This is a genomic window from Actinoplanes sp. NPDC051494 (assembly GCF_044454705.1).
Lineage (GTDB): Bacteria > Actinomycetota > Actinomycetes > Mycobacteriales > Micromonosporaceae > Actinoplanes.
Window position 1 is genome coordinate 265,868 of sequence record NZ_JBITDZ010000011.1, and the last position, 24,849, is coordinate 290,716.

Annotated in this window: 23 protein-coding genes; 12 read left to right on the plus strand and 11 right to left on the minus strand. The window is 70.6% G+C overall.

The window, feature by feature from the left end:
- Window positions 1-153 precede the first annotated feature (153 nt).
- The 6 genes from ACIA6A_RS32380 (at window position 154) to ACIA6A_RS32405 (ending at window position 8,390) form a co-directional block, all read left to right on the plus strand.
- Window positions 154-4,014 carry a nitrate- and nitrite sensing domain-containing protein gene (locus ACIA6A_RS32380; protein ID WP_396101760.1) on the plus strand — a complete coding sequence of 1,287 codons (3,861 nt, stop codon included), beginning with the start codon at window positions 154-156 and terminating at the stop codon, window positions 4,012-4,014.
- Window positions 4,015-4,431, plus strand: coding sequence for a roadblock/LC7 domain-containing protein (locus ACIA6A_RS32385; protein ID WP_396101761.1), 417 nt, complete (start codon window positions 4,015-4,017; stop codon window positions 4,429-4,431).
- A complete protein-coding gene (locus tag ACIA6A_RS32390; protein ID WP_396101762.1) occupies window positions 4,421-4,807 on the plus strand; it encodes a DUF742 domain-containing protein in 387 nt (128 codons plus the stop codon). The genes ACIA6A_RS32385 and ACIA6A_RS32390 overlap by 11 nt, the downstream gene beginning before the upstream one ends.
- Window positions 4,788-5,384, plus strand: a complete 597-nt coding sequence (locus tag ACIA6A_RS32395) for a GTP-binding protein (protein ID WP_396101763.1) — start codon at window positions 4,788-4,790, stop codon at window positions 5,382-5,384. The genes ACIA6A_RS32390 and ACIA6A_RS32395 overlap by 20 nt, the downstream gene beginning before the upstream one ends.
- A gap of 91 nt (window positions 5,385-5,475) precedes the next feature.
- Window positions 5,476-6,540 carry a lactonase family protein gene (locus tag ACIA6A_RS32400; protein ID WP_396101764.1) on the plus strand — a complete coding sequence of 355 codons (1,065 nt, stop codon included), beginning with the start codon at window positions 5,476-5,478 and terminating at the stop codon, window positions 6,538-6,540.
- Between the two features lie 149 nt (window positions 6,541-6,689).
- Complete coding sequence (locus ACIA6A_RS32405; RefSeq protein WP_396101765.1) at window positions 6,690-8,390, plus strand: substrate-binding domain-containing protein; 1,701 nt, start codon at window positions 6,690-6,692, stop codon at window positions 8,388-8,390.
- Here ACIA6A_RS32405 and ACIA6A_RS32410 read toward each other — a convergent pair.
- The gene (locus ACIA6A_RS32410; protein ID WP_396101766.1) at window positions 8,387-9,511 is read right to left on the minus strand and encodes a PP2C family protein-serine/threonine phosphatase; all 1,125 of its coding nucleotides are present in this window, start codon (window positions 9,509-9,511) and stop codon (window positions 8,387-8,389) included. The two genes, ACIA6A_RS32405 and ACIA6A_RS32410, sit on opposite strands and share 4 nt — an antisense overlap.
- Before the next feature lie 51 nt (window positions 9,512-9,562).
- Between ACIA6A_RS32410 and ACIA6A_RS32415 the strand changes: the two genes are divergently transcribed.
- Window positions 9,563-10,036, plus strand: a complete 474-nt coding sequence (locus ACIA6A_RS32415; RefSeq protein WP_396101767.1) for a MarR family winged helix-turn-helix transcriptional regulator — start codon at window positions 9,563-9,565, stop codon at window positions 10,034-10,036.
- A 60-nt stretch (window positions 10,037-10,096) separates the two neighbouring features.
- On the opposite strand, the gene ACIA6A_RS32420 is transcribed toward ACIA6A_RS32415, so the two are convergent.
- Entirely contained in the window at window positions 10,097-11,227 is a 1,131-nt protein-coding gene (locus tag ACIA6A_RS32420) for an ROK family protein (protein WP_396101860.1), read from the minus strand.
- 88 nt (window positions 11,228-11,315) lie between these two features.
- Here ACIA6A_RS32420 and xylA point away from each other — a divergent pair, with 88 nt between their 5' ends.
- Genes xylA through ACIA6A_RS32435 form a run of 3 tightly spaced genes read left to right on the plus strand, consistent with a single transcriptional unit; the run spans window position 11,316 to window position 15,350 of the window.
- Window positions 11,316-12,503: a xylose isomerase gene (gene xylA, locus ACIA6A_RS32425; protein ID WP_396101768.1), complete on the plus strand. Its 1,188-nt coding sequence runs from the start codon at window positions 11,316-11,318 to the stop codon at window positions 12,501-12,503.
- Window positions 12,503-13,921 (plus strand): xylulokinase, encoded by a 1,419-nt coding sequence (gene xylB, locus ACIA6A_RS32430; RefSeq protein WP_396101769.1) that lies wholly within the window; start codon window positions 12,503-12,505, stop codon window positions 13,919-13,921. Before xylA ends, xylB begins: the two co-directional genes overlap by 1 nt.
- A gap of 16 nt (window positions 13,922-13,937) precedes the next feature.
- A complete protein-coding gene (locus ACIA6A_RS32435; protein WP_396101861.1) occupies window positions 13,938-15,350 on the plus strand; it encodes an MFS transporter in 1,413 nt (470 codons plus the stop codon).
- Here the strand turns inward: ACIA6A_RS32435 and ACIA6A_RS32440 are convergent.
- From ACIA6A_RS32440 to ACIA6A_RS32470, 7 genes are all read right to left on the minus strand, one after another.
- Window positions 15,301-16,929: a glycoside hydrolase family 13 protein gene (locus ACIA6A_RS32440; protein ID WP_396101770.1), complete on the minus strand. Its 1,629-nt coding sequence runs from the start codon at window positions 16,927-16,929 to the stop codon at window positions 15,301-15,303. The genes ACIA6A_RS32435 and ACIA6A_RS32440 overlap by 50 nt on opposite strands.
- A 9-nt stretch (window positions 16,930-16,938) precedes the next feature.
- Window positions 16,939-17,658, minus strand: coding sequence for an HD domain-containing protein (locus tag ACIA6A_RS32445; protein ID WP_396101771.1), 720 nt, complete (start codon window positions 17,656-17,658; stop codon window positions 16,939-16,941).
- A gap of 42 nt (window positions 17,659-17,700) precedes the next feature.
- The gene (locus tag ACIA6A_RS32450) at window positions 17,701-18,612 is read right to left on the minus strand and encodes an MHYT domain-containing protein (protein ID WP_396101772.1); all 912 of its coding nucleotides are present in this window, start codon (window positions 18,610-18,612) and stop codon (window positions 17,701-17,703) included.
- 190 nt (window positions 18,613-18,802) lie between these two features.
- The gene (locus tag ACIA6A_RS32455) at window positions 18,803-18,946 is read right to left on the minus strand and encodes a GPGG-motif small membrane protein (RefSeq protein WP_396101773.1); all 144 of its coding nucleotides are present in this window, start codon (window positions 18,944-18,946) and stop codon (window positions 18,803-18,805) included.
- Between the two features lie 122 nt (window positions 18,947-19,068).
- Window positions 19,069-19,815 (minus strand): metallophosphoesterase, encoded by a 747-nt coding sequence (locus ACIA6A_RS32460; protein ID WP_396101774.1) that lies wholly within the window; start codon window positions 19,813-19,815, stop codon window positions 19,069-19,071.
- Window positions 19,812-20,066, minus strand: a complete 255-nt coding sequence (locus ACIA6A_RS32465) for a hypothetical protein (RefSeq protein ID WP_396101775.1) — start codon at window positions 20,064-20,066, stop codon at window positions 19,812-19,814. The genes ACIA6A_RS32460 and ACIA6A_RS32465 overlap by 4 nt, the downstream gene beginning before the upstream one ends.
- Window position 20,067: 1 nt before the next feature.
- Window positions 20,068-20,652, minus strand: a complete 585-nt coding sequence (locus ACIA6A_RS32470) for a nucleotidyltransferase family protein (RefSeq protein ID WP_396101776.1) — start codon at window positions 20,650-20,652, stop codon at window positions 20,068-20,070.
- 144 nt (window positions 20,653-20,796) lie between these two features.
- Between ACIA6A_RS32470 and ACIA6A_RS32475 the strand changes: the two genes are divergently transcribed.
- Complete coding sequence (locus ACIA6A_RS32475) at window positions 20,797-21,537, plus strand: dTMP kinase (protein ID WP_396101777.1); 741 nt, start codon at window positions 20,797-20,799, stop codon at window positions 21,535-21,537.
- Here the strand turns inward: ACIA6A_RS32475 and ACIA6A_RS32480 are convergent.
- The gene (locus tag ACIA6A_RS32480) at window positions 21,534-22,220 is read right to left on the minus strand and encodes an SDR family NAD(P)-dependent oxidoreductase (protein WP_396101778.1); all 687 of its coding nucleotides are present in this window, start codon (window positions 22,218-22,220) and stop codon (window positions 21,534-21,536) included. The genes ACIA6A_RS32475 and ACIA6A_RS32480 overlap by 4 nt on opposite strands.
- 552 nt (window positions 22,221-22,772) lie before the next feature.
- On the opposite strand from ACIA6A_RS32480, the gene ACIA6A_RS32485 reads away from it, so the two are divergent.
- Complete coding sequence (locus tag ACIA6A_RS32485; protein WP_396101779.1) at window positions 22,773-23,774, plus strand: RNA polymerase sigma factor RpoD/SigA; 1,002 nt, start codon at window positions 22,773-22,775, stop codon at window positions 23,772-23,774.
- Between the two features lie 115 nt (window positions 23,775-23,889).
- Here ACIA6A_RS32485 and ACIA6A_RS32490 read toward each other — a convergent pair whose 3' ends face one another.
- Complete coding sequence (locus ACIA6A_RS32490) at window positions 23,890-24,837, minus strand: C40 family peptidase (RefSeq protein ID WP_396101780.1); 948 nt, start codon at window positions 24,835-24,837, stop codon at window positions 23,890-23,892.
- Window positions 24,838-24,849: the final 12 nt, after the last annotated feature.

Genomic DNA, 24,849 nt, shown 5'->3' on the forward strand with positions numbered 1-24,849 from the left:
GCGGGCCTTGGTCATCGGGGGCCGTTTGTCGCGCCCTTGTCCACAGGGGTGGTGGCTGCGCGGGCTTCGATTACGTATCCTCGCGAAGGCGTGCGCCGCTCATAGACGAAGATTGACGCTCGCGTTGTCCTGCACCCCCTCGGGCGGAGTCTGATGAGAACCCGCAGTTGGTCGATCCGTTCGAAGATCATCGCGCTGGCCGCGGTGCCGCTGACCGCGCTCATGGCGCTGTGGGCCTTCGCCACGGCTATCACCGCCGGCCCGGCGCTCAACCTGCTGACCACGCAGGCGCTGTCCGACAACGTCGGTGACCCGGGCCAGGTCCTCGTGAGCGAGCTTCAGCGCGAGCGCCGGCTGTCCGTTGTGTTCCTGTCCGACACCAAGGCCGCCACCAGTGAGGTGAATTCTCAGCGGGTGGCCACCGACCGGGCCGCGGCGAACTTCCGCAACACCGCGATCGCCGCGGTCAACGACCAGGCCGAGCGGTCCTCGAGCGGCACGCTCTCGGCGCGCATCAAGCAGATGATCAATCAGCTCGAGAGCCTGCCGGCGGCCCGGGGCTACATCGACGCCCGCGACGTCGACGTGGTCGGCGCACAGAACCTCTACAACAACATCATCGACACCAGCTTCCAGATGTTCACCGCCACCGCCACGTTCGGCGACGAGCGGGTCGACCGGGAGATCCGTGGTCTGACCTCGGTCGGCCGGGGCCAGGAATACCTCAGCCGGGTCGACTCGCTGCTCGCGGGCGCGCACGCGGCCGGCAAACTCAGCGCGGGCAGCCGCGGCGAGATCGTGCAGTCGATCGGCACCGCCCGCTTCCTGCTCGGCCAGGGCGTCAGCGACCTGCCCGTACAGGACCGCACCGCCTACCAGACGCTCAGCGCCGGCACCGCTTTCAACCGGCTCGGCGAGCTGCAGAACGAACTTCTCACCAAGAGCCGGCCCGGGTACGCCGCACCGGTCACGCACGGCGCCTGGCAACCGGCCTACGACGCGACGGTCGTGCAGCTGAGTACGTTCGAGGACAACGCCACCGACTCGCTCGCCGAGGACGCGAAGCCGGTCGCGGTCGACGTCCTGGTCCGCCTCGGCCTGGCCGGCCTGCTCGGCCTGGCCGCCCTGGTCCTGTCCGTCCTGGTCTCGATCCGGGTCGGCCGCTCCATCGTCGGCCGGTTGATCCACCTCCGCGGCGAGGCCCTGGAGATGGCCGGCGAGCGACTGCCGACGGTCGTCCGGCGCCTGCAGCGCGGCGAGCACGTCGACGTCGACGTGGAGACCCCGCCCCTGGAGTACGGCCGCGACGAGATCGGCCAGCTCGGTCACGCCTTCAACGAGGTGCAGCGCACGGCGTTGCACTCGGCGGTCGAGGAGGCGAACGTCCGCCGGGGCATCAACGAGGTCTTCCTCAACATCGCCCGGCGCAGCCAGACCCTGCTGCACCGCCAGCTCGCCCTGCTGGACAAGATGGAGCGCCGCGAGACCGAGCCGAACGAGCTCGAGGACCTCTACCGCGTCGACCACCTGGCCACCCGGATGCGCCGCCACGCCGAGGACCTGGTCATCCTCGCCGGAGCGGCGCCCGGCCGGGGCTGGCGCAAGCCGGTCCCGCTGATCGACGTCATCCGCGGCGCGATCAGCGAGGTCGAGGACTACAAGCGCGTCGACATCGTCGCCGTCCAGCCGTCCGCGGTCCTGGGCCGAGCCGTCGGCGACGTCATCCACCTGCTGGCGGAACTCCTGGAGAACGCGGCGAGCTTCTCCCCGCCGACCACCCGGGTCCAGGTCGCGGGCCAGATCCTGCCCAACGGCTACGCGGTCGAGATCGAGGACCGCGGCCTCGGCATGTCCCCGGAAGCGCTCACCGAGGCCAACCAGAAGCTCATCGAGCCCCCGGACTTCGACCCCTCCGACAGCGCCCGCCTCGGCCTGTTCGTGGTCGCCCAGCTGGCCGCCCGCCAGGGACTGCGAGTCTCGCTGCGCCCCAGCGCCTACGGCGGCGTCAAAGCCATCGTCCTCATCCCCGGCGACCTCATCACCACGGCCCCACCCGGCCCCGGAGCCCTCCCGGTCGGCCCCGGCCCGGCCGCCGCACCCCCCTCCCGGGCCGCCGCGCCCCCCTCCCCGGTCCCCGTGCCCCCGGTCCCCGGTGACCTGCGCTCCCTCGCCTCGCCGGGTCGCCCCGCAGCCCCCAACAACGGCACCACGATCGACGGTCAGCTCACCACCCGCACCCGAAGCACCCCCACCGGCCGCGGCAGCGTGTCGACCACCCGCACCCCTTCCACCGGCACCCCCTCCAGCGGCCTCGCCCCCGGTCAGACCCCGCTCGACCCCGGTACGCCTGACCCCGGTGCACTTGAGCCCGGTGCACTCGACCCCGCCGCGTCCGACCCTGGCCCCGACAGCCTGACCGGACCCACCCCTTCCGCGGTGGTCGACGGCCTGACCGCCGACGGCCTGGTCCAACGCCGCCGCACCGCCCCCCGCCGCCGCTCGAGCCGCACCGACCCACCGGCCCACCTCCCCCCGAACCTGACCTCCCCCCAGGCCCTGACCTCCCCCGAGGGCCAGCCCACCCGCCCCGGCCGCCCGACCCAGCCCACCGACCCGTCCCGCCCCAGCGGTCCGGCGCGGGATGGCGACCTGTCCCGTCCCAGCGGCCCGGTGGGGGATGGCGACCTGTCCCGTCCCAGCGGCCCGGTGGGGGATGGCGACCTGTCCCGTCCCAGCGGCCCGGTGGGGGATGGCGACCCGTCCCGTCCCAGCGGCCCGGTGGGGGATGGCGACCCGTCCCGCCCCGGCGGCCCGGTGGGGGATGGCGACCTGTCCCGTCCCAGCGGTCCGGCGCGGGATGGCGACCCGTCCCGCCTCGGCGACCCTGCCCAGAGCGGCGGACCGTCCAGCTCGAGCGGCCCGGCGCGGGACGATGACCCGTCCCGCTCCGGCTCCGGTGGCCAGGCCCCGGACGGTGACCCGATCTCCCTGGCCGGCCGCGGATCCCCGGACCCGGCCTTCCCAGCCGGCGACGGCCTCGACGTCGACTGGCCCTCCGGCAGCGACCAGGCCGCGGGCATCAGCCCCGCCGCGGGCATCAGCCCCGCCACGGCCTTCCGCCCCACCGGCGGCAGCCAGTCGCGCATCCCGGCCCAGCGCACGTCACCAGAAGCCCTCTCACCGGAGCCCACGTCGCTGGAGCCCACGTCAGTGAAGTCCACGTCGCTGGAGTCCACCGAGGTCCTCCCGGCGGCCGGCCGGAACCCGGTGATCGACACGGAGGACATCGAGGCCACCACCCCGATTCCCCGGCTCGGCGCCGACGGCCGGCCGGTCATCCCGTCCGCCCCTCAGCCGGATCTCCGGCCCGATGCGGCCGGTGCGCTGCGGGGTTCTCCGGTCGGAACCGGTCTCGATGCCGGTCTCGAGGCCGGGTTCGAACCCGAGTTCGAACCCGAGTTCGGCGCCGACGCGGATCAGCGGCCCCTGTCGGTCGACGCGCGGGCGGCGGCCGTCGCGGCGGCGCTCTCCGAGACCGATCCGGCCGACGAGCGGCTGCTGCCCCGCCGGGTGCGGCAGGCGAGCCTGGTGCCGCAGCTGCGCGGTCCGGTCGTCGAGCGGGCGGAGTCGACCACGGTCCGGTCGCCGGAGAAGGTCCGTAGCCTCATGAGCGCCCTCCAGCAGGGCACCACCCGGGGCCGCCGGGACGCCGCCGCTCTGGCCGGCTCGCCGGCGCCCGGGGCGTCACCGTCCACGCCGGCCACACCGGACGTACCGGCACCCTCGCAGCCTGCGAGTGACCGCCTAGATGCAGGTAGTGAGCGAATTGCCGGAGAGGGTGACACGCAACCCCGAGTTACTGACAAAGAGCAGACGACAGGGCAGCCGACGTGGTCGGAGGCAGCTACCGTCACCTTCCCGGCTGTGCGGAGCACCACGGCCGGGACCGACGGCGGCGCGGATGGCTCGCCTGACATGACGGACCAGAATTCTCGGCCGGAGAAGGACGCATAAGTGGCACAGACGACCAACCAGAGCGCCAACCTCACCTGGCTCCTCGACGATCTCGTCGAGCGGGTGCCGTCCGCACGGCAGGCGGTGGTTCTCTCGGCCGACGGGCTCCTGATGGGAGCGTCGGTCGGCATGGGCCGTGAGGACGCCGAGCATCTGTCGGCCATGGCCGCCGGGTTCCAGAGCCTCGCCAAGGGGGCCAGCCGGCATTTCCAGGCCGGGCCCGTACGCCAGACCGTGGTGGAGATGGAGGACGCGTTCCTCTTCGTCACCGCGGCCGGCCTGGGTGCCTGTCTCGCGGTCGTGGCGGAGAGCGACGCCGACCTCGGACTGATCGCGTACGAGATGGCGATGCTCGTGACCCGCGTGGGACAGAAGATGGACGCACCCGAGCGCCTCCCCGGGTCCGATGCCAGCTGATCCGAGACGGGCGCCGCACGACTGGCTGGACCACGACGCGGGTCCGGTGGTCCGGCCGTACGCGATGACGCAGGGCCGGGTGGCGCCCTCCGGCGGCGAGTTCGACCTGCTCGCGTTCGTGGTGGCGACCATGCCCGACGCGCCGTTGCCACCTTCGCTGTTGCCGGAGCATGACGCGATCGTCGGCGCGGCGTGGGAGCCTACGTCGGTTGTCGAACTAGCCTCCAAACTGGACCTCTCGATCGGGGTCGTCCGGGTTTTCCTGGGTGATCTACGCTCGGCGGGCCTCATTTCACTGTATGAGCCTCCCGCGGCATCCCAGCCGCATGACGTCGACGTACTCAAGGCGGTTGTCAATGGCCTCCGTGCGCTCTGATCGTGAAGGCGCCCGATCGCGCATCCCGGTTGCGCTCAAGATCCTCATCGCCGGTGGTTTCGGCGCGGGCAAGACCACCATGGTCGGCTCGGTCAGTGAGATCAAACCGCTGCAGACCGAGGAGGTGTTGACCGGCGTCGACGGCGCCGACGACACCTCCGGGGTCGAGGGGAAGCACACCACGACGGTGACGATGGACTTCGGTCGCATCACCATCACCGACGATCTTCAGCTGTACCTGTTCGGCACGCCGGGCCAGGACCGCTTCTGGTTCCTGTGGGACGAGTTGTCCCAGGGCGCGCTGGGCGCGGTGGTGCTGGCGGACACCCGCCGGCTGGCCGACTGCTTCCCGTCGATCGACTACTTCGAGCAGCGCGGCACCCCGTTCGTGGTGGCGGTGAACTGCTTCGACGACAAGCGGTTCGGTTCCGACGCGATCGCCCGCGCCCTCGACCTGGACCCGGACGTCCCGGTGGTGGAGTTCGACGCGCGTGAGCCGACCGCGGCCCGCAACGTGCTCATCGAGCTGGTGGAATACGTCGCCCGACGCCAGCTGGCGGCGGCCGGATCCCGCTGACACCGGCCGGCCCGGCCGCGGATCCCCGCACCGGGCCGGTCGTCACGAGCACGGCCGAGCGGTCGTCGCCGTGATGTGATGGGATCGGCACATGGCTTCGAACGGTGACATCGTCTTCCTGGGCTGCTACACCGCCGAGAGCGGAGGCGAGGGCGACGGGATCGCCCTGTTCCGGCGCGATCCGGCGACCGGCGGGCTGACCCGGGTGGGGCTCGCCGCCCGTACCCCCTCTCCTTCTTTCCTGGCCCAACACCCCACCCTGCCCGTCCTGTACGCGGTGAACGAGCTCGACGCCGGCACGGTCAGCGCCTTCGCGGTGGCGCCGGACGCGACGTTGTCCCCGCTGGCGGTCCGGGAGACCGGTGGTTCGGCGCCCTGCCACCTGGCCGTGTCGTCGGACGGTGGGCATCTGCTGGTCGCCAACTACACGAGTGGCAACGTGGCGGTCTTCCCACTGGGCGCGGACGGCGTACCGGGGGAGCGGTGTGATCTGCTGGGTCTGGAGGGTTCGGGTCCGGTCGCCGACCGGCAGGAGGGCCCGCACGCGCACATGGTCAAGCCCGCCCCGAACGGCCCGGACGTGCTGGTCTGCGACCTGGGCTCGGACCGGGTGTGGCACACCCGGCTGGACCCGGTGTCCGGGCGGCTCACGCTGGTCGGCCCGGCGGTGACCGCCGAGCCGGGCACCGGTCCGCGGCACATGCTGCGGACGAGTGACGGTTCCGTCCTGCTGGTGGGGGAGCTGTCCGGCGAGCTGAGCTGGTTCCGGCCGGACGCGCGTGGGGTGCTCGTCAAGGCGGGTGGGGAGTTCACCACCGCGACCAAGCCCAATCAGCCGTCCGAGCTGACCACCGGGCGCGACGAGCGTTTCGTGTACGTGGCCAACCGCGGCCCGGACACCGTCTCGGTCTTCGACTGGGCGGCCGGCGACGGCGCTCTCATCGCGGAAGTGACGACCGAGGGTGAGTGGCCCCGGCATATCGCCCTTTTCTCGGATCACCTTTACGTAGCCAATGAGAGATCACACAACGTCACTATCTTCCGGATCGACCCGGATTCGGGCATCCCGGTGCTGCAGGGTGAGCCGGTGGGGCAGGGCAGTCCGACCTGCATCTTGCGATATCAGGCACCGTTCGGAATGGAACAACTACGGTGAGTAAATTAAGTATGCGTAATTTCCAATCCGAGTAAGTTTCGTCCGAACGTATATGGCATTCAGCTCTGGGGATGCGCACTATAGATCGCGTGTCAGGCCGCCATCGCAGAAACTTCAGTCTCAAGACAGCGAGTGCCGTCGCATCAGCGATGGCGATCGTTGTTGTTATCGCGGGCTCCTGGTTCGGTTACCAACAGTTGGCAGACAAGGGCTGTTCAGGGCAGGTTCTGCTCAATGTCGCCACATCCACGGACATCGCACCCGCCGTCGCCGCCGCCGCCAAGCGGTGGAGCGACGGCGGTGCGGAAGTCAACGGGACGTGCGTCAGCGTCAATGTGAGTGGCGTCAATCCGGGCTCGGTGGCGTCCACTGTCGCGCTCAAACACCGCGTTTCGCTGACCGGTCTGGGCGCTTCCAGCCAGTCCGGCACCCTGCCGGACGTCTGGGTCCCCGACTCGACCACCTGGCTGCTGCGCCTGCGCTCGGAGGCCTCCGGTTTCCAGCCCACCGACGGCACCTCGATCGCGAAGAGCCCGGTCGTCGTGGCGATGCCGAAGCCGGTCGCCGAGACCATCGGCTGGCCGGACCGCAAGATCGGGTGGAACGACCTGGTCGCCCGGATGACGACCGGCAACTCGCTGCGGACCGGCATCGTCGACCCCACCCGGGACGCCTCCGGGCTGGCCGGCCTGCTCGCCCTGGGCAGCGCGGCCGGTGGCACCCCCGCCGCCCAGCGCGCCCAGGTCGGTGCGCTGCGGGCGCTCGCCTCGGGTAGCTCCTCGCTGCGGGACGACCTGCTGGAGAAGTTCCCCCGCTCGACCGACGTGGCGGAACTCACCAGTGCCATCAGCGCCGCGCCGCTCTCCGAGGAAGACGTGATCGGGTACAACGCGGAGAGCCCCGTCGTGCCGCTGGTCGCGCTGTATCTCGAGCCCAAGCCGCCGGCGCTCGACTACCCGTACGCGGTCCTGCCCGAGGCCGACCTGACCAAGCAGGCCGCGGCGACGGGCCTGCGCAAGGCGCTGCAGCAGCCCGAGTTCAAGAACGATCTGGCCCGGGTCGGGCTCCGCGGCGCCGACGGCACCACGGGCACCGGCTTCTCGGCCCCGACCGGCGCACCGGACACCGCGTCGGCGTCACCGGCGGCGTCCACCGGCACCGAGGGCACCGCCGCGGCGGGCCTCGACGCCAGCGCGATCAACCGCGCGCTGGGCAGCTGGGCGGCGATCACCCTGCCGGGCCGGGTGCTCGCGGTCTTCGACGTGTCGGGCTCGATGAGCACCGCGGTCCCGACCGCGAACAACCGCAGTCGCGCGGCGGTCACCCGCGCCGCGGCGGAACAGGGCCTGGACCTCTTCGACGACAAGTGGGCGGTCGGCACGTGGATCTTCTCCACCGAGCTCGACGGCAAGCTGCCCTACAAGGAGATCGTGCCGATCAGCCCGCTGACCTCGGCCCGCTCCGAGCTGAAGGCCTCCATCGCGCAGATCAAGCCGAAGGAGGGCGGCGCCACCGGTCTGTACAACACGGCGCTGGCCGCCTACAAGAAGGTGCAGGAGGACTGGCAGGCCGGCCGGATCAACTCGGTCATCCTGTTCACCGACGGCAAGGACGAGAACAAGGACGGCATCAGCCGTGAGACGCTGATCGCCGAGCTGAAGAAGGCCCAGGACCCGAAACGCCCGGTCCGCATGGTGATCATCGGCATCGGCAACGAGGTGGACGCCAACGAGCTCGACGCGATCGCGGGCGCCACCAGCTCGGGCGGCGTCTTCATCGCCCAGGACCCGGCCAAGATCTCCGACATCTTCCGCGAGGCCATCGCGTCCCGCTCCGGCGTCGCCCGCTAACCGGCGGCGGTCCAGTCCAGGCAGACGGCGACCGCGTCGTCCTCCAGGTCGGAGCTGACAAAAGCCCGAAGATCACCCAACAGGGAACGTACGGCCTGGAGCGGCGCAAGGGGCCCGGTCCGCCGTACGAAACGGTGCAGTGCCGCCTCTCCGTATTTTCCCGCCCGGCCCGGCGCCGCGAACACGCCGTCGCTGACGATGAAGAGCCGGTCGCCCGGGTGCAGGCGGAAGGCCTGGGTGGTGTACTCGCTGGTCTCGAACATACCGAGCGGGAACTGCGCCTCGAGTTCCTGATCGAGGACCTCGCCGTCGCGCAGCACCAGCAGCCGGGGCGACCCGGCGTCGACCGCCAGCACCTCGCCGGTCACCAGGTCGAGCTCCAGCATCAGCGCCGCCACATGCGAGCCACCCCGGTGCTGGGCGAAGATCGCCTGGTCGGCGAGCCCGGCCTGGTCGGCCAGCGACAGACCGGCCCGGCGGGCGTTACGCAGCGCCTGCGTCGCCAGCGAGGTCAGCAGCGAGGCCGTCATGCCGTCACCCATGCCGTTGAGCACGGTCACGAACAACCGGTCGTCCTGCTGCGCCCAGTCGAAACTGTCGCCCATGACCGCGTACGCGGGTTCGAGCTGACCGGCCAGACTGAAAGCGGGCCCGACCCGGCAGCGGCCGGGCAGCAGCTCCCACTGCAGCTCGGCGGCCAGCGTGAGACGCCGCGTCCGGCTGGCGATCGCATAGCGGTCGGTCCCCGCGTTGGCCGCCTGCAGCTCATGGGCGAGCAGGGTCGCGATCTCCGCGAGCTCGTCACGCAGCTCCGGCCCCGGCAGCGGGGTGACCCGCAGCACGCCCAGGCGTTCCCCGCGAGCGGTCACCGGCAGATACCCGGCCTGGCCGGCCGCCACCTCGTTCTGGTGGTCGAAGGCCCGCCACGCCGGGTCACCGGGACGGGTGACCGGCGACCCGCCGTGCAGCGGCATCAGGGCGGACAGCCGGTAGTCGACCAGCAGCAGTTCCACGCCGGCGATGGCGTAATCCTTGGCCAGCGAGTCGGCGAGACACTCCACCACCTGCTCGGCCGGGGCACCGGCCAGGGCTCGCCGGGCAGCGGCAACTCGTTCGGACAACCTTTCCGCCCCCTCGACAGTGTCGGCTCTGCGGGTACTCTCTGCTGCACCATGGCCGAATACCATGGGCCGGACGGGCCACCACAGCACGCCGCCGCGGTCGACGACGCCGCAGCGTCGTTGCTGGCCGTCTGGGACGCGGCCCGTGAGCAGGCTACGCCCCGCCTGTCCGGCCCCCAGCTCAACGCCCTCCTCGTGGTCGAACGTGCGGAGGGCATCAACCTGCGTGGCCTGGCCGGGCAACTCCGCATGATCCTCTCCTCGGCGAGCAGACTGTGCGACAGACTTGTCGCATCCGGCCTGGTGGAGCGAGTCCCCGGCCGAGCCGACCGCCGCGAGATCGCCCTGTTCCTGACACCGTCGTCCCGGGCACTGCTCACCAACCTCCGCACCACCCGCCGCGAGATCCTGAGCGACGTCCTGGCCCGCATGAGCCCCGCCGGCCGAGCCGGCCTGGTCCGAGGCCTGGCCGAATTCAGCCACGCAGCCGCCGAAGCCGGCGAATCAGACGCCCAGACAGCCTGACGCAACGGCCCTCACCCGGGCCGGCAGCACTCGGAGCGTGGCAGCGTGGGCAACCAGCGGTCACCGCGTGGCGAAGCGGCCGAGCCACCCCGCCGGGTCGTTCAGGATGCCGCGCAGGACCGCCCCGGCCGCTCCCCGGACCGCGGCGTCCGGGCCCAGGGTCGCCGCCCGTAGCCGGATCGGGGACCAGCCCGCCGTGAGCACCCGGCGGCCGATCTCGGCGCTGATCGCGGGGCGGAGGGCGGGCAGCAGGGGGGCGTAGATGCCGCCCAGCACGATGGTGTCCACGTCGAGCAGGTTGATCACCGTGGCCAGGACGGTGCCCAGGGCGGTGCCGGCCGCGCTCAGGTCGGCGCCGGGCAGGTCCGCGACGGTGGGGACGCCGGCCGCCCGGAGGATCGCTTCCTGGCCGGCGTACTGCTCGAGGCATCCTCGGGCTCCGCAGCGGCACAGCGGCCCGGCCGGGTCGACCGGGATGTGGCCGATCTCGCCGCTCCAGCCTCGCACCCCGCGGTACAGGGCGCCGTCGAGGATGATGCCGGCGCCGATGCCGATCTCGCCGGAGACGTAGACGAAGCTGGGTGGGAGTTCGCCGGTGTCCTGTTCGCTGAGCGCGGCCAGGTTGGCCTCGTTGTCGACGATCAGCGGCAGCCCGTCGAAGTGGGTGCCGAGGGTGACGTCCTGCCAGCCCAGGTTGGGTGCGACCCGGACGATGCCGCCGGCCGTCACCAGGCCGGGCACGGCGAGGGCGACGCCCGCGGTGATCAGTCCATCGGCCTCGGCGAGGTGCCGGGCCCGGTGGGCGAGCTCGAACAGGCCTTCGCGTCCGTCGCGCTGGTCGCCGGTTTCGACGAGGTGGTGGCGCACGGTGCCGGTGAGGTCGACGACGCAGGCCGCCCGGTAGTCGACGTTGATCTCGAGGCCGAGTCCGGCGGGTCCGTTCGCGGCGGGGCGCAGGCCGGCGGCGGGGCGTCCGGCGCCGCTGCGGGGGGCCGGGTCGACCTCGGTGAGCAGGGTGCCGGCGATGAGGTCGTCGACGAGGGCGGAGACGGTGGCGCGGGTGAGCCCGGTCGCCCCGGCCACCGCTGCCCGGGAGATCGGATCTGCGCTGTTCGCCACGGTTTGCAGCACGAGCGCGAGATTATGGGCCCGCACGCTGCTCTGCCGGACGGGTGTCGTGGAAGCGGTCATCATCCGGCCCGGCACCCCTTGACAATGCCACACGCCACCAAAATAATTCAACCACTAAACAAATCAGCTCTGTTACGTGGAGGTATCCGTGTCGGTCCAGCCGAGCAAGGCAGACAAGTTCAGCTTCGGTCTCTGGACCGTCGGCTGGACGGCCCGCGACCCGTTCGGCGAGGCCACCCGCGCCCCGCTCGACCCGATCGAAGCGGTGCACAAGCTCAACGAGTTCGGCGCGTACGGCATCACCTTCCACGACGACGACCTGGTGCCGTTCGGCTCCGACGCCGCTACCCGGGACGGCATCATCGCCGGCTTCAAGAAGGCGCTCGACGAGACCGGCATGGTCGTGCCGATGGTGACGACCAACCTGTTCACCCACCCGGTGTTCAAGGACGGCGGGTTCACCAGCAACGACCGCGGCGTACGCCGGTACGCGCTGCGCAAGGTCCTGCGCAACATGGACCTCGCCGCCGAGCTGGGTGCGCAGACCCTGGTGCTCTGGGGCGGCCGGGAGGGATCGGAGTACGACGAGGCCAAGGACGTCCAGGCCGCGCTCGACCGCTACGCCGAGGGCCTCAACCTGCTCGCGCAGTACTCCGAGGACAAGGGGTACGGCCTGCGGTTCGCGATCGAGCCCAAGCCCAACGAGCCGCGCGGCGACATCCTGCTGCCGACCGCCGGGCACGCCATCGCGTTCGTGCAGGAGCTGGAGCGCTCCGAGCTGTTCGGCATCAACCCCGAGGTCGGCCACGAGCAGATGTCCAACCTCAACTTCACCCAGGGCATCGCCCAGGCGCTGTGGCACAAGAAGCTGTTCCACATCGACCTCAACGGCCAGCACGGCCCGAAGTTCGACCAGGACCTGGTGTTCGGCCACGCCGACCTGCTCAACGCGTTCTCGCTGGTCGACCTGCTCGAGCACGGCGCGCCCGGCGGCGGCCCCGGCTACGACGGCCCCCGGCACTTCGACTACAAGCCGTCGCGCACCGAGGACTACGACGGTGTCTGGGAGTCCGCCAAGGCCAACATGCGGATGTATCTGCTGCTCAAGGAGCGGGCCGAGGCGTTCCGCGCGGACCCCGAGGTGCAGGCGGCACTGGAGGCCTCGAAGGTGTTCGAGCTGGCGAAGCCGACGCTCAACGAGGGCGAGACGTACCAGGACCTGATCGACGACAAGAGCGCGTTCGAGAACTTCGACGTCGACGCGGCCGGCGAGCAGGGCTACCACTTCGTCAAGCTGCACCAGCTCGCCATCGACCACGTGCTGAAAGCCCGCTGATGGTGCTTGTCGCCGGGATCGACAGCTCCACGCAGTCGTGCAAGGTGGTCATCCGTGATGCCGAGACCGGGAAACTGGTCCGGCAGGGGCGGGCGAGCCACCCGGAGGGGACCGAGGTCCACCCCGACGCCTGGTGGGCCGCGCTGCGGCAGGCCATCGACGAGGCCGGCGGGCTCGACGACGTCGCCGCGGCGTCGGTGGCCGGGCAGCAGCACGGCATGGTCGTGCTGGACGAGGACGGCGAGGTGATCCGGCCGGCGCTGCTGTGGAACGACACCCGCAGCGCCGGCGCGGCCGCCGACCTCATCGAGGAGCTCGGCGGCGGTGACCGGGGGCGCCGGGCCTGGGCCGACGCGGTCGGCATCGTGCCGGTGGCCAGCTTCACGCTGACGAAACTGCGCTGGCTGGCTCGGCACGAACCGGAGCACGCGGCCCGGGTCGCGGCGGTGTGCCTGCCGCACGACTGGCTGACCTGGAAGCTGTCCGGAGCCAAGAGCCTGGACACGTTGCGGACCGACCGCAGCGACGCCAGCGGCACGCTGTACTGGTCGGCGAAGACGAACGAGTACCGGCCCGACCTGCTGGAGCTGGGCTTCGGCCGGCGGATCGCGACACCCCTGGTGCTCGGCCCGACCGGGGTCGCCGGTCACCTGCCCAACGGTGCCCCGCTGGGCCCGGGCGCCGGCGACAACGCGGCCGCGGGTCTCGGCGCGGGTGCGCGGCCGGGCGACGTGGTCATCTCCATCGGCACCTCCGGCACCGTCTTCGTGTCGTCCGACGTCGCGCCGGACGACCCGACCGGCGCGGTCTCCGGGTTCGCCGACACCACCGGGCGCTTCCTGCCCATCGTGGTGACGCTCAACGCGGCCCGGGTCCTCGACGCGGCCGGCAAGCTGATCGGTGCCGACCACGAGAAGCTGTCCGAGCTGGCGCTGTCGGCGCCGGCCGGGGCGGACGGCCTGGTGCTCGTGCCCTACCTCGAGGGGGAGCGCACGCCGAACCGGCCGGACGCCACGGGAGCCATCCACGGTCTGACGCTGAAGACCTCCGACCCGGCGCATCTGGCCCGTGCCGCCGTCGAGGGCATGCTCTGCGCCCTCGCCGACGGGCTGGACGCGCTGGTCACGGCCGGTGCCGAGGCCAACCGGATCGTGCTGGTCGGAGGCGGTGCGCGCAGTCTGGCCGTACGCAAGATCGCTCCGGCTCTGTTCGGTCTTCCGGTCCTGGTCCCGCCGCCCGGCGAGTATGTCGCGGACGGCGCCGCCCGGCAGGCCGCCTGGGTCACCGCCGGCGGCGATCTCCCGCCCGAGTGGTCCGCCGAGACCCCCGAGGTGTACGAGGACCGCGGCGTCCCCCTGATCCGTGAGCAGTACGCGGCAGCCCGGGACAAGGTCGTCGACAGGACCACCGCCCGCTAAGGTTCTGCCCGTGACCATGGGCGGACCGGCGCATCGCGCGTACAGCGTGGTGGTGTTCGTCGTTCTCGCCTCGCTCGACAATGTGGCCATCGGCCTCGTCCCACCCCTGTACGGCAGCATCGGCGACGATCTGGGGGTGGGCGAGGGCCACATCGCGCTCGCCACCACCGTGATGTTCCTGATCAGTGCCGTGGCGGCGATCGGCTGGGCGTACGCGGGGGATCGCACCGACCGCAAACCGGTCCTCATCGCCGGCACCGTGATCTGGGTGGCCGGCACCGCCTGGTCCGGTCTGGCCGGCGGCTATCCGTCGTTCCTGGCCGCGCAGGTGCTGGCCGCGATCGGGCTCGGCGCCGTGGCCAGTGTCAGCTTCTCCGTGGTCAGCGACCTGATCTCACCGAAGCGCCGCGGTCTGGTGATGAGCTTCTGGGGGCTGTCGCAGGGCATCGGCACGCTCGCCGGCACCCTGGTCGGCGGTCTGCTCGGCTCGACCGACTGGCGCCGCCCGTTCCTCGTCGTCGCGGTGGCCGGGCTGATCGCGACCGTCACCTACCTCTTCACGTACGACGTCCCGCGCGGCGACAGCCAGCCGGAGCTGCGCGGTGTCGAGTACGACGAGCGCATCCGCCGTGACGACCTGCCCAGGATCGTGGCCCGGCGTACCAACGTGTGGCTGATCCTGCAGGGCCTGTCCGCGCAGGTGGCGTTCGGGTCGATGGTCTGGCTGCCGGTGCTGTTCAGCTCACGCGCGGAGGACCAGGGCTACTCCGCCGCCACGGCGATCGTGGTGGGCAGTGTGTTCGCGACGCTCTTCCAGCTCGGCGGCGCCCTGTCGATCATCGGCGGGCTGATCGGCGACCGGCTGCAGCGGCGTACCCCGCGGGGCCGGGCCCTGGTCGCCGCCGTCGGGATCCTCGCCGCGGTGCCGTTCTACGTGGTGCTGTATTTCGTGCCGTTCCGCATCGACGTGCCGGACGGGGGCGGCAGCGGCGCGATCATCTCGGCGGTGCTGCGCAACGTGGTGACCGAGCCGACCGTCGGGTTCAGCCTGGCCGTGGCCATCTTCGCGCTGGCCCTGACGTCGGCGAACTCGCCCAACTGGTTCGCGATGATCGCCGACGTCAACCCGCCCGAGCACCGCGGCACGGTGTACAGCCTGGGCAACCTGGTCAACGGCGTGGGCCGGGCCGGGGGCAACGCGCTGGTCGGGGTCGCGTTCCGGGGCCTGGCCGGGGCGTTCCCGCCGCCGCTGAACTACGCCGTCGGGCTGGCCGTGTTCCAGGTCTTCTTCATCCCGACCGGGGTCATGTACTGGCTGGCCAGCCGGACGGTGGCCAGGGACATGGCGGAAACCCATGCGGCCCTGGCCACCTACGCCGTCACGCCGCCCACACCGTCACATCTCGGGGAACCCGGCCGTCCTCGGTGAGCGGCTCGCTGCTCAGCAGCACCCGCACACCCAGCGGCAGTTCCGCCGGAGCGTCCCCGAAGTTGGTCAGCACCAGCAGGTCGCCGTTGCGGAACGCCAGCACCTCGGCCGGGGTGTCGAGCCAGCTCAGCGTGCCGTGGCCGAGCGAGCGTTCGCGGCGCAGCCGCAGCGCCGAGCGGTACAGCTCGTAGGTCGAGCCGGGGATGCCCCGCTGCCGGTCGAGGGCGTACTCGGCCCAGGCGGCCGGCTGCGGCAGCCAGCTCGCGTCGGCGGGGCCGAAGCCGAACGAGGGGGAGTCGGCCTCCCACGGGATCGGCACCCGGCAACCGTCCCGGCCGACCTCGGTGTGCCCGGAGCGTTCGAACGTCGGGTCCTCACGGAAGTCGTCGGGCATCGTGGTGTGCTCGGGCAGGCCGAGCTCCTCGCCCTGGTACAGATACGCCGAGCCGGGCAGGCCGAGCATCTGCAGCGACGCGGCCCGGGCCCGGCGCAGCCCCAGCGGGGCGTCCGGTTGCGGGTCGTCGACGCCGATGCCGTTGCGGTGGTCCTTGCCGTCGGAGAAACCGAGCCGGGAGGCGTGCCGCATGACGTCGTGGTTGGAGAGCACCCACGTGGTCGGTGCGCCGACGGTGGCGTTGGCGCCGCTGGTGCGGTCGATGACCTGGCGCAGCGGGTCCGCGCCCCACGGCGTGACCAGGTATTCGAAGTTGAACGCCTGGTGCATCTCGTCGGGGCGGACGTAACGGGCGAGCCGCTCGGCGGGCTGCACCCAGGCCTCGGCGACGAGGATCCGGTCCCCCTCGTACGCGTTCAGCACCTCGCGCCACTGCTGGTAGATCTCGTGCACGCCCTCCTGGTCCCACATCGGGGGCGGCGGGGCGCCCTCGGGGGTGAGCCCGCCGAGGATGACGTCGCCGCCCCATTCCCAGTCGGCCAGCTCGGCGTCCTTGATCAGGCCGTGCGCGACGTCCACCCGGAAACCGTCGACGCCGCGGTCGAGCCAGAAGCGCAGGATCGCCACGAACTCGTCGCGGACCTCGGGGTTACCCCAGTTGAGGTCGGGCTGGGACACGTCGAACAGGTGGAGGTACCACTGGCCGTCGGGGAGCCGTTCCCAGGCGGGCCCGCCGAAGACGCTCAGCCACGTGTTGGGCGGCTCGCTGCCGTCCTCGCCCCGCCCGTCGCGGAAGACGTAGCGTTCCCGCTCGGGACTGCCGGGCGCCGCGGCCAGCGCGGCCCGGAACCACTCGTGCTCGTTCGACGTGTGGTTGGGCACCAGGTCGACGATCACCCGCAGGCCGAGCGACCTGGCCTCGGCGATCATCTTGTCGGCGTCGCCGAGGTCGCCGAAGCGCGGGTCCACCGTGCGGTAGTCGGCCACGTCGTACCCGGCGTCGTGCTGGGGCGAGAGGTAGAACGGCGAGAGCCAGACGGCGTCGACACCGAGGTCGCGCAGGTCGCTCAGCCGGGACGTGATGCCCGGCAGGTCGCCCATGCCGTCGCCGTCGCTGTCGGCGAAGGAGCGCGGATAGATCTGGTAGATGACGGCGCTGCGCCACCATTCACTGGGGGATGGCATACCCCCAGGCTAGCCGTCGAGGATGGCCGCGAAGCGCTCCTCGGCGAGGTCCAGTTGATCAAGAATGTGATCTTTGGCGGTGATCGACAACGGGGTGTCCGGGCGCCCGATCAGCTCCCGCAGCTTGGGGACCAGCGGACGGTACTTCGTCGCGGAGCTGTGCGCCTTGTCGTACGTGGTGTGGATGACGCCCACGCCGTTGTCGGTGAAGTCGCTCACCTTGATCACCCGGGCCCACGGGTCGCGTTCGAGGCTCGCGGCGACGTGGGTGCGGTACTGCTCGTGCTTGTCGCGCGCCGGGTCGTACTCCGGGTTGGTGACCGAGCGGACCAGTTCGGCCACCCGGGGCCCGAACCGCCGGGCGAGTTCCGCGACCGCCGCCTCGGTCAGCACGGCGTAACCGAGGTCCGCGGGGAGCCCGGCCAGTTCGGCCGGGTGGTCCTCCACCGCGTCGTGCAGCAGTGCCGCGGTCAGCACGTCCACGTCCTGGATCCCGTAATAGCGCTGGATCCGGATCGCGACCCGCAGCAGATGGTTCATGTACGGCTCCCGGACCCGGCGGTCGTCGGCGTGCAGCGCCGACGCGAGCGCCAGGGCTTCCTCGAGTTGTTCCCGGTCCGCGTCGGGCAACGCCTCGAGTTCGAGGGCGAACCGGTCCCGCGGGCCCGCCTCCCCGTAGACCTCGGTGATCGCGTGCAGCGGCATCGACAGCAACATCCTTGGCGCCATGCCGAGAAGGTATACCGGACCCGGTGCCCCGTGGGTGCCTGATCAGGGCTGCGCGTCGACGGGTTCTTTGACGACCGGCACCGGGCGCAGCGGCACCGGTCGCGGGGAGGGACGGTTTCCCGGCGTACGCCGGACCGCGGTGAGCGAGGCCTGCTTGAGCGACCAGGGGTGGTTGTCGGCGTGCACACCGCGCCGGGGGATGCCGGCCCCGTCGGTGAATTCCTCCTCGGTCATCGCCTGCAGCGCGCTGAGCGCCACCCCGAGGATCGTCGCGGCACTGACCAGCGTGATCGGCACGATCATCAGCAGCGGCCGGATCCCGTCCACGTGGGTGGTGACGTCGTGGTTGAGCTCGACGCTCATCGCGGCCATGCCGGTGTAGTGCATCCCGCAGAGCGCGAGCCCCATGACCGCGGCGGCGCCGAACATCGGCAGCATCCGGCCGGACAGCGAGAACGCGAACCAGAGGGAGCCGGTCGAGGCGACGACCGCGATGACGGCGGAGGCGACGACCAGCGTCGGCCGGTAGTGGATCGTGCCCGAGACGTAGAGCCCGGTCATGCCGGTGTAGTGCATGCCGAGCACGCCGGCGCCGGTGAGCAGGCCGGCCAGCAGGGTCCGGGGCACGCTGCGCCGCCGGTGCCCGACGACCATCAGTCCGATGCCGACGGCCAGCACGGCCAGGCCGAGACTGACCATGGTCAGCACCGGGCTGTAGCGCACCGGGCTCTCCGGGACGTCGAAGCCGAGCATCGCGGTGAAATGCATGAGCCAGACGGCCGCGCCGCCGATGGCGAACGCCGCGATGATCAGCCAGCGGTTGCGGCGGCCCCGGGTCCGGGCGCCGCGGGCACGTCCGACGCACAGCAGGCCGAGGAAGGACCCGAGCACGGCCAGCAGGTACGCGCCGATCGGGTTGAAAGCTCCGTAGGTGAAGTGATGGACCTCGGCCACAGCCGGTACCTCGCGAACGTCGGGGGGATCGTCTCGCTGAGGATTACGACATGAGTCCGATTGAGGACATCGCACCAAGTGTGCGTGTCACTACATAGTGGTGTTTCCCCGAAAAAGAAACCGGGGCCACCGTGTAGCTACCTGCGAGAGATAGCCACACGGCAGCCCCGGTTGGGGTACTGCCGGTGGGTTAACTGAAGATGCTGACTCCACCAGGGCCGACGAGCAGGCCGACGATGATGAGGACGGCACCCCAGAGGATCTGGCGGCGGAACAGCGCGAGGATGCCGGCGACGACGAGGATAACGGCGAGGATCCAAAGCAGAAGTGTCATGACCAGCAGATACCCGACCGGCAGAAATCGAAAACCTGTAATGCACGCCACACCACCGAGAAATTCCACAAACGACGGAAGCCCTGTCCCGTACGGGGGACAGGGCTTCCGTGCGAAGCGGATCAAACGGACACTAGCCCGGCATCCACGTCTTCCGAGAGCAGCTGGTAGACGTTGTACGCCTGCTTGATCACGGGGTGGGCGACGTTGCGCACCGGCACCCCGCCCGGGGTGCGCCCACGTTCGCTGCCGTGGTGCGCGTGCCCGTGCAGGGCCAGCGCGGTCGGCGCCGAGTCGATGGCCTGACCGAGCAGGTACGACCCCAGGAACGGGTAGATCTCCAGCGGCTCACCGGTCAGCGTCTCGGGCACCGGCGCGTAGTGCGTCAGTGCCACCAGCGCGTCGCATCCCTCGAGCCCGCGCAGGGCCGCGCCGAGCTTCTCCGCCGCGGCCTCACTGGTGCCGACGAAGTTCTTCATCTCGCGCTCGCCGAACGAACTGGCGCAGGCCCCGGCGAACCCGCCGCCGAAGCCCTTGGCACCGGCGATGCCGAGCCGGTGCCCGTTGATCGTCAGGACGGTGCCCTCACCCTCCAGCACGGTCAGGCCGGCATCCCGGAGCACGTCGGTGACCTGCGACTGCTGGTCGCTCTGATGATCGTGGTTGCCGAGCACCACCACGACCGGCACCGCCAGCCCACCGAATTCCTCGGCCATGCACTTCGCCTCGTCGACGGTGCCGTGCCGGGTCAGGTCACCGGCGATCAGCAGCGCGTCGGCGACGCCCGGCAACTGGTCGAGGGCGGGCCGGTAGCGGCCCAGGACGTCCTTGTCGACGTGGACGTCGCCCACGGCGGCGATCCGGATCATGAGATCTCCTCCACCTCGCTGGGGGCCGTGGCGCGCACGATGCCGATGTCGCACACGATCTCCACGTCCGGGAAGTTCGCCGTGATCTGCCGGCAGATCTCGTCGCGGCGCTCGGTGCTCTCCACCTCGCCGCCTAGCACCAGCAGATGCTCGCGGCGCTGCACGGTGATGCCCTGCTCGGACACCGATCCGTTCTCGGTCAGCAGCCGCTGGATCGCGGCCTGGTCGTACTCGTCGAGCTGTGCTGCCATCTCATCCCCCCACGGTCATACGGACGCTCTCGACCTGCGGGACCACGTCGAGGCGGTCCAGCAGCATCAGGAACGCTTCCGCGTACGGTGACTTGGCGGTCTCCTCGCGCACCCGGACCCAGTCGATCTGCTCGCGCAGCGAGCGGGCGACCGGCAGCCCGGTGGCGAAGTCGCAGTAATGCTGGCTGTAACTGAGCAGCTTGTGGATCATCAGCTGGGTCGCCGACAGCACCGGCATCTTGATCGCCTCGACCGACAGCATCGAGGTGTCCCGCAGCGTGGCATCGGTGACCGGCGACTCCACCGGGCGGTAGATCAGGTCCACCATCCGGCCCTCGTCGAACACCTTGACCAGCCAGTCCTCCGGCGGCTGCTCCACCTCGAAGCCCACCGCGGCGAGTTCTTCCAGCGCGCGTTCCTTGTCCTGCTCGCGGATCACGAAGTCGACATCGTGATCGCTGGAGTGCCCGCCGTGCGCGTAGACCGCGAAGCTGCCGCCGAGCGCGAACGGGATCTCCGACTGTTTCAGCGCGGCGGCGACCCTCTTGAGCGTGATGACCAGGCCCTCGTCCGCCCGATGCGGCATGGCGATCTCCCTGTGTGACAGTCGGTGTCCGGTTACAGACTTGAACGTCTACCCCGTGAGGCCACTGCTTAGACCTATTTTGTACGGCCTGAGCGCGGCCCACACGAGAACGCTTAGTGACAACCCGCGCTACTGTCGGTGGGTATGGTCCCCGGTCCGGTTCGCCACCGCCCCAGCTCCACCCCGTTGCGCGTGCCTCGCACCGTCGCACTCGTCGGCATCGACGGCTCCGGCAAGACGACGCAGGCCCACCTGCTCGCGGACGCTCTCGCCGACCGTGGACTCCCGGCCGTCTACCGCCGCAACGCCGGCGGCCGCCGCTGGTTCGGCCGGCTCGCGACCGCCCTGGGCCGCGCCGACGGTGACGCCCTGCTCGGCCGCCGCCCGATGCTCTTCGTCGAGGCGGTGCTGCGCTGGCTCGCGATCCTGCGCACCCTCGTGCGCCGCTGGTTCACCGGCGAGACGGCCGTCATGGACCGTTACGCGGTGTGTCAGTTCGCCAGCATCCGGGCCCGTTCCTCCCGTTCGGAGTTCTGGGCGCGGCTGGCCTACGGGCTGTTCCCGGAGCCGGACGTGACGTTCCTGCTGGCGGTCGACCCGGCGATCGCCTACGACCGGATCGAACGCCGTGGCTACGACCACGAGGAGATGGATTACCTCCGGGCCGCCACCGCCGCCTACCGCGCCCTGCCAGAATTCCCCCGCTTCGTGGTGATCGACGCGAACGGCACCCCGGAGCAGGTCCAGGCCGACATGCTCGCCCACCTGCCGGCCGTGGCCCGGTCGGCGGATCTGCTGACCCGGGCGCGCCCCCTGCTGGTGGCCACCGCGACGGTGGTCGCGGCGGCCACGGCCCTCACCTACCAGCTCGCCGAGGGTTTCTAGGCCCGTCCGTACACCGGGATCCGGGCGCCGCTGGTGGGGGCGGAGGCGTCACTCACCAGGAAGCCGATCACCGTCGCGATCTCGTCCGGGGTGACCCAGTGCGAGGTGTCGGCGCCGGGCTGCCCGGCCCGGTTGACCGAGGTGTCGATGACGCTGGGCAGCACGGTGTTCGCCCGTACCCCCTGCTTCTTGTACTCGACCGCGACCGCGTCGGCGAACGCCAGCACGGCGGCCTTGGCGGTGACGTATCCGGCCGCTCCGGGGAACGGGGCGAGTGCCGCCCGCGACGACACGAACACGACCGAGCCGCCGCCGGCCGTGACGAGGTGCGGCAGGGCGGCGGCGGTCATGAGGTACGTGGGACGCAGGTTGAGCCGCAGGATCGCCTCGAAGTCGTCGATCGGGGTCTCGTGCACCTTGCCGCCCATCGCGAACCCGCCGACGAGGTTGACGAGGGCGGTCAGCGGTGCCGAGGGGTCGCTCGCGGCGAACTCCGTGGCCGCGGTCACGTCCGCCGGCACTGTGAGATCCGCCTCTACACCGAGCACGCCCGCAGGGAGCCGGTCGAGGGTTCCGGGGCGCACCGGGGCGACCACGCGCCGGCCGGAATCCCGGAGCAGTCGCACGACGGCCCCACCCAGCCCACCGGTGGCACCCGTCACGAGCACGCTCTGATCTGTCATGGGCCCACGGTAAGGCTGTGTTCTACGTCACCGTGGAGGTGGTCATGGAACGCACCCCGCGGCGGCCGTCACCCATGCGGGGAGTCACCCGTGCGGGTTAGTGAACTGCGGCGCGATGTGCCGCATCGTGGCAGGTGGTCCCGATCCGTACGGCCTCCGCGCGCTTTTACCGCGAGGTTTTGTTTCATGCCCGGCGGCAACCTGTCGATGCAGCACATGAACCCCAGCGGCTACCTGGCCGTACTGGGTGGTGACGAGCGTCGCAAGGTTGGCCGTGATGCCCGTCGCTGTGACGAATGAAGGGCTGATGGTGTCATGTAACAGACCCGGGGTATCCGTTTGTCCGACGCATCCGACCCGGGGTGTGGCTCCGAATGTCTTCCGACCGTGACAGTCGGGGAGAGCCCTCAGAAAAGATGCAACGGGCTCTCAGGTGGCACTCAGACACTCGTGACACTTTCAACTCACCAGACGGAATCAGCGCAGCACATCACTTGTTGTGTAGGTGTCAGCACCGCAATGCACGAACTGCGGACGTTACGGGGAGGGCTGATGGACGCAGGTATTGCCCGTAACAGGGTTAGTGAAGGCAATGAGGGGACCGTGGGCAACGTGGAGAAGAGCACCGTGATGAGGACCGATCAGGTTGCCGAAGAGCGCGACCTCGTCGGAGTCTACCTGCACGAAATCTCCCGGACGCCGCTACTGGACGCTGCCAGGGAGGTCGAGCTCTCCAAGGCAATCGAGGCCGGCCTCTACGCCGAGCACCTGCTCGACACCGGTGAGGTCCGTCGCGGTGTGAGCCGGGAGGAACTGGAGCGGCTGGTCGTCGACGGCAAGAAGTCGAAAGACCTGTTCATCCGGGCCAACCTGCGCCTGGTCGTCTCCATCGCCCGCCGCTACGTCCGGTCCGGCATGCCGATGCTCGACCTCATCCAGGAGGGCAACACCGGCCTGGTCCGCGCCGTCGAGAAGTTCGACTACGAGCGCGGCTACAAGTTCTCGACGTACGCGACGTGGTGGGTCCGCCAGGCGATCAGCCGGGCGATCGCGCAGCAGGAGCGCACCGTGCGCCTGCCCGTGCACCTCGTCGAGGACGTCAACCGGATGCGCAACGTCACCCGCCAGCTCGTCCGTGAGCTCGGCGCCGACCCGGAGCCCGCGCAGGTCGCCGCCGCCCTGGGCGTGACCGTCGAGCGCGTCACCGAGCTCACCCGCTGGGCCCAGGACACCGTTTCCCTGGACACCCCGGTGGGCGACGACGGCGACACGAACCTCGGCGACCTGGTCGCCGACAGCGACGCGCCGTCGCCGGAGGAGATCGTGCTCACCGCGCTGGAGCGTCAGCGCATCGAGGGCCTGCTCAACCACCTCGACGACCGGTCCGCGGGCATCATGCGGGCCCGGTACGGCCTCGAGGACGGTCGCGAGCACTCGCTGACCGAGGTGGCGTCGCGTTTCTCGCTCTCCCGCGAGCGCATCCGCCAGCTCGAGATTCAGGCGCTCGGCCGGCTGCGTGAGCTGGCCCGGGCCGAGGGCCTGCAGGCCGCCTGACCTCTCGACCGACCACAAAGGCCGGTGCCCCGACAGGGGTGCCGGCCTGTTCCGTATCTGACAACGGCCGGCACTCCCTCGCGGGAGGCCGGCCGTTACCCGTTGGTGCGAAGGATCAGCCCACTCGCCCGTACGCGTACGGGGTCATGATGTTGATCGTCCGTTTCTTCACCGGGGCGCCGGCGTGCGACGCGTCGATGATCATGCCGTCACCCACGTAGAGCCCCACGTGCGCGAGACTGCGGTAGAAGACGAGGTCACCCGGCTTCAGCTCGGAACGGGAGACCCGGGAGGTGGCGCTGTACTGAGCCGCCGCGTTGTGCGGCAGCGACTTGCCCGCCGCGGCCCACGCCGCCGAGGTCAGCCCCGAGCAGTCGTAGGTGTTCGGGCCGCCGGAACCGTACTCGTACATGAGCCCGATGGCGCCGTACGCGAACGAGACCGCCGTGCCGGCGGAGCCCGCGATGTTCGGCACCGAGCCGGTGTACTTGGTGGCCTTCTCGGTCTCCCGGCCGTACGCCGCCTTGCGCATGGCGTACAGCTCCTTGAGGTTCCCCTCGATCTTCTTCTTGCGATCGGAGAGTTCCCTGACCTCGGCGGCCTGCTTGTCCTGGGTCGACTTCAACGCGGCCTGACGCTCGCTGTAATCCTGCGTCGTGGCCGTGTAGGTGTCGATGTCGCGCTGCCGGGTCCGGGACATCTGCTCCAGGATCGACATGCGGTCCATCAGGTTCGAGCTGCCTTCGAGGACGACGTTCATCGTGCCGACCTTGCCGGTCTTGTAGGCCGACGACGCGATGAGCTTCATCTGGTCCCCGGCGTCCGCGAGTGCTTCCTTCGCGGGCCCGAGCGACTCGGCGAGTTTCTTCTCCTCGGCCTTCGTCTTGTCCAGGCTGATCTTCATCTTGTTGTACGACTCGACGATGTCCTCGAGCTCGTCCGACGCCTTGGTGATCTTCTTGGTGATGTCACTGGACGAGGGTTCCGCGTGCGCGGCTGCCGGCGCGATGGAACCGGTGATGGCGATCGCTAATGCGGCGACCACCAGGGTGCGTAGCCTCATGCGGGCGTGTCG

Bases quoted from the DNA above. Each gene is read 5' to 3' on its own strand.
- ACIA6A_RS32380 (WP_396101760.1), top strand. From the start codon at position 154: ATGAGAACCCGCAGTTGGTCGATCCGTTCGAAGATCATCGCGCTGGCC.
- ACIA6A_RS32390 (WP_396101762.1), top strand. From the start codon at position 4,421: ATGCCAGCTGATCCGAGACGGGCGCCGCACGACTGGCTGGACCACGAC.
- ACIA6A_RS32395 (WP_396101763.1), top strand. From the start codon at position 4,788: ATGGCCTCCGTGCGCTCTGATCGTGAAGGCGCCCGATCGCGCATCCCG.
- ACIA6A_RS32400 (WP_396101764.1), top strand. From the start codon at position 5,476: ATGGCTTCGAACGGTGACATCGTCTTCCTGGGCTGCTACACCGCCGAG.
- ACIA6A_RS32405 (WP_396101765.1), top strand. From the start codon at position 6,690: ATGGCGATCGTTGTTGTTATCGCGGGCTCCTGGTTCGGTTACCAACAG.
- ACIA6A_RS32415 (WP_396101767.1), top strand. From the start codon at position 9,563: ATGGCCGAATACCATGGGCCGGACGGGCCACCACAGCACGCCGCCGCG.
- ACIA6A_RS32420 (WP_396101860.1), bottom strand. From the start codon at position 11,227: ATGACCGCTTCCACGACACCCGTCCGGCAGAGCAGCGTGCGGGCCCAT.
- xylB (WP_396101769.1), top strand. From the start codon at position 12,503: ATGGTGCTTGTCGCCGGGATCGACAGCTCCACGCAGTCGTGCAAGGTG.
- ACIA6A_RS32435 (WP_396101861.1), top strand. From the start codon at position 13,938: ATGGGCGGACCGGCGCATCGCGCGTACAGCGTGGTGGTGTTCGTCGTT.
- ACIA6A_RS32440 (WP_396101770.1), bottom strand. From the start codon at position 16,929: ATGCCATCCCCCAGTGAATGGTGGCGCAGCGCCGTCATCTACCAGATC.
- ACIA6A_RS32445 (WP_396101771.1), bottom strand. From the start codon at position 17,658: ATGGCGCCAAGGATGTTGCTGTCGATGCCGCTGCACGCGATCACCGAG.
- ACIA6A_RS32455 (WP_396101773.1), bottom strand. From the start codon at position 18,946: ATGACACTTCTGCTTTGGATCCTCGCCGTTATCCTCGTCGTCGCCGGC.
- ACIA6A_RS32460 (WP_396101774.1), bottom strand. From the start codon at position 19,815: ATGATCCGGATCGCCGCCGTGGGCGACGTCCACGTCGACAAGGACGTC.
- ACIA6A_RS32465 (WP_396101775.1), bottom strand. From the start codon at position 20,066: ATGGCAGCACAGCTCGACGAGTACGACCAGGCCGCGATCCAGCGGCTG.
- ACIA6A_RS32470 (WP_396101776.1), bottom strand. From the start codon at position 20,652: ATGCCGCATCGGGCGGACGAGGGCCTGGTCATCACGCTCAAGAGGGTC.
- ACIA6A_RS32475 (WP_396101777.1), top strand. From the start codon at position 20,797: ATGGTCCCCGGTCCGGTTCGCCACCGCCCCAGCTCCACCCCGTTGCGC.
- ACIA6A_RS32480 (WP_396101778.1), bottom strand. From the start codon at position 22,220: ATGACAGATCAGAGCGTGCTCGTGACGGGTGCCACCGGTGGGCTGGGT.
- ACIA6A_RS32485 (WP_396101779.1), top strand. From the start codon at position 22,773: ATGGACGCAGGTATTGCCCGTAACAGGGTTAGTGAAGGCAATGAGGGG.
- ACIA6A_RS32490 (WP_396101780.1), bottom strand. From the start codon at position 24,837: ATGAGGCTACGCACCCTGGTGGTCGCCGCATTAGCGATCGCCATCACC.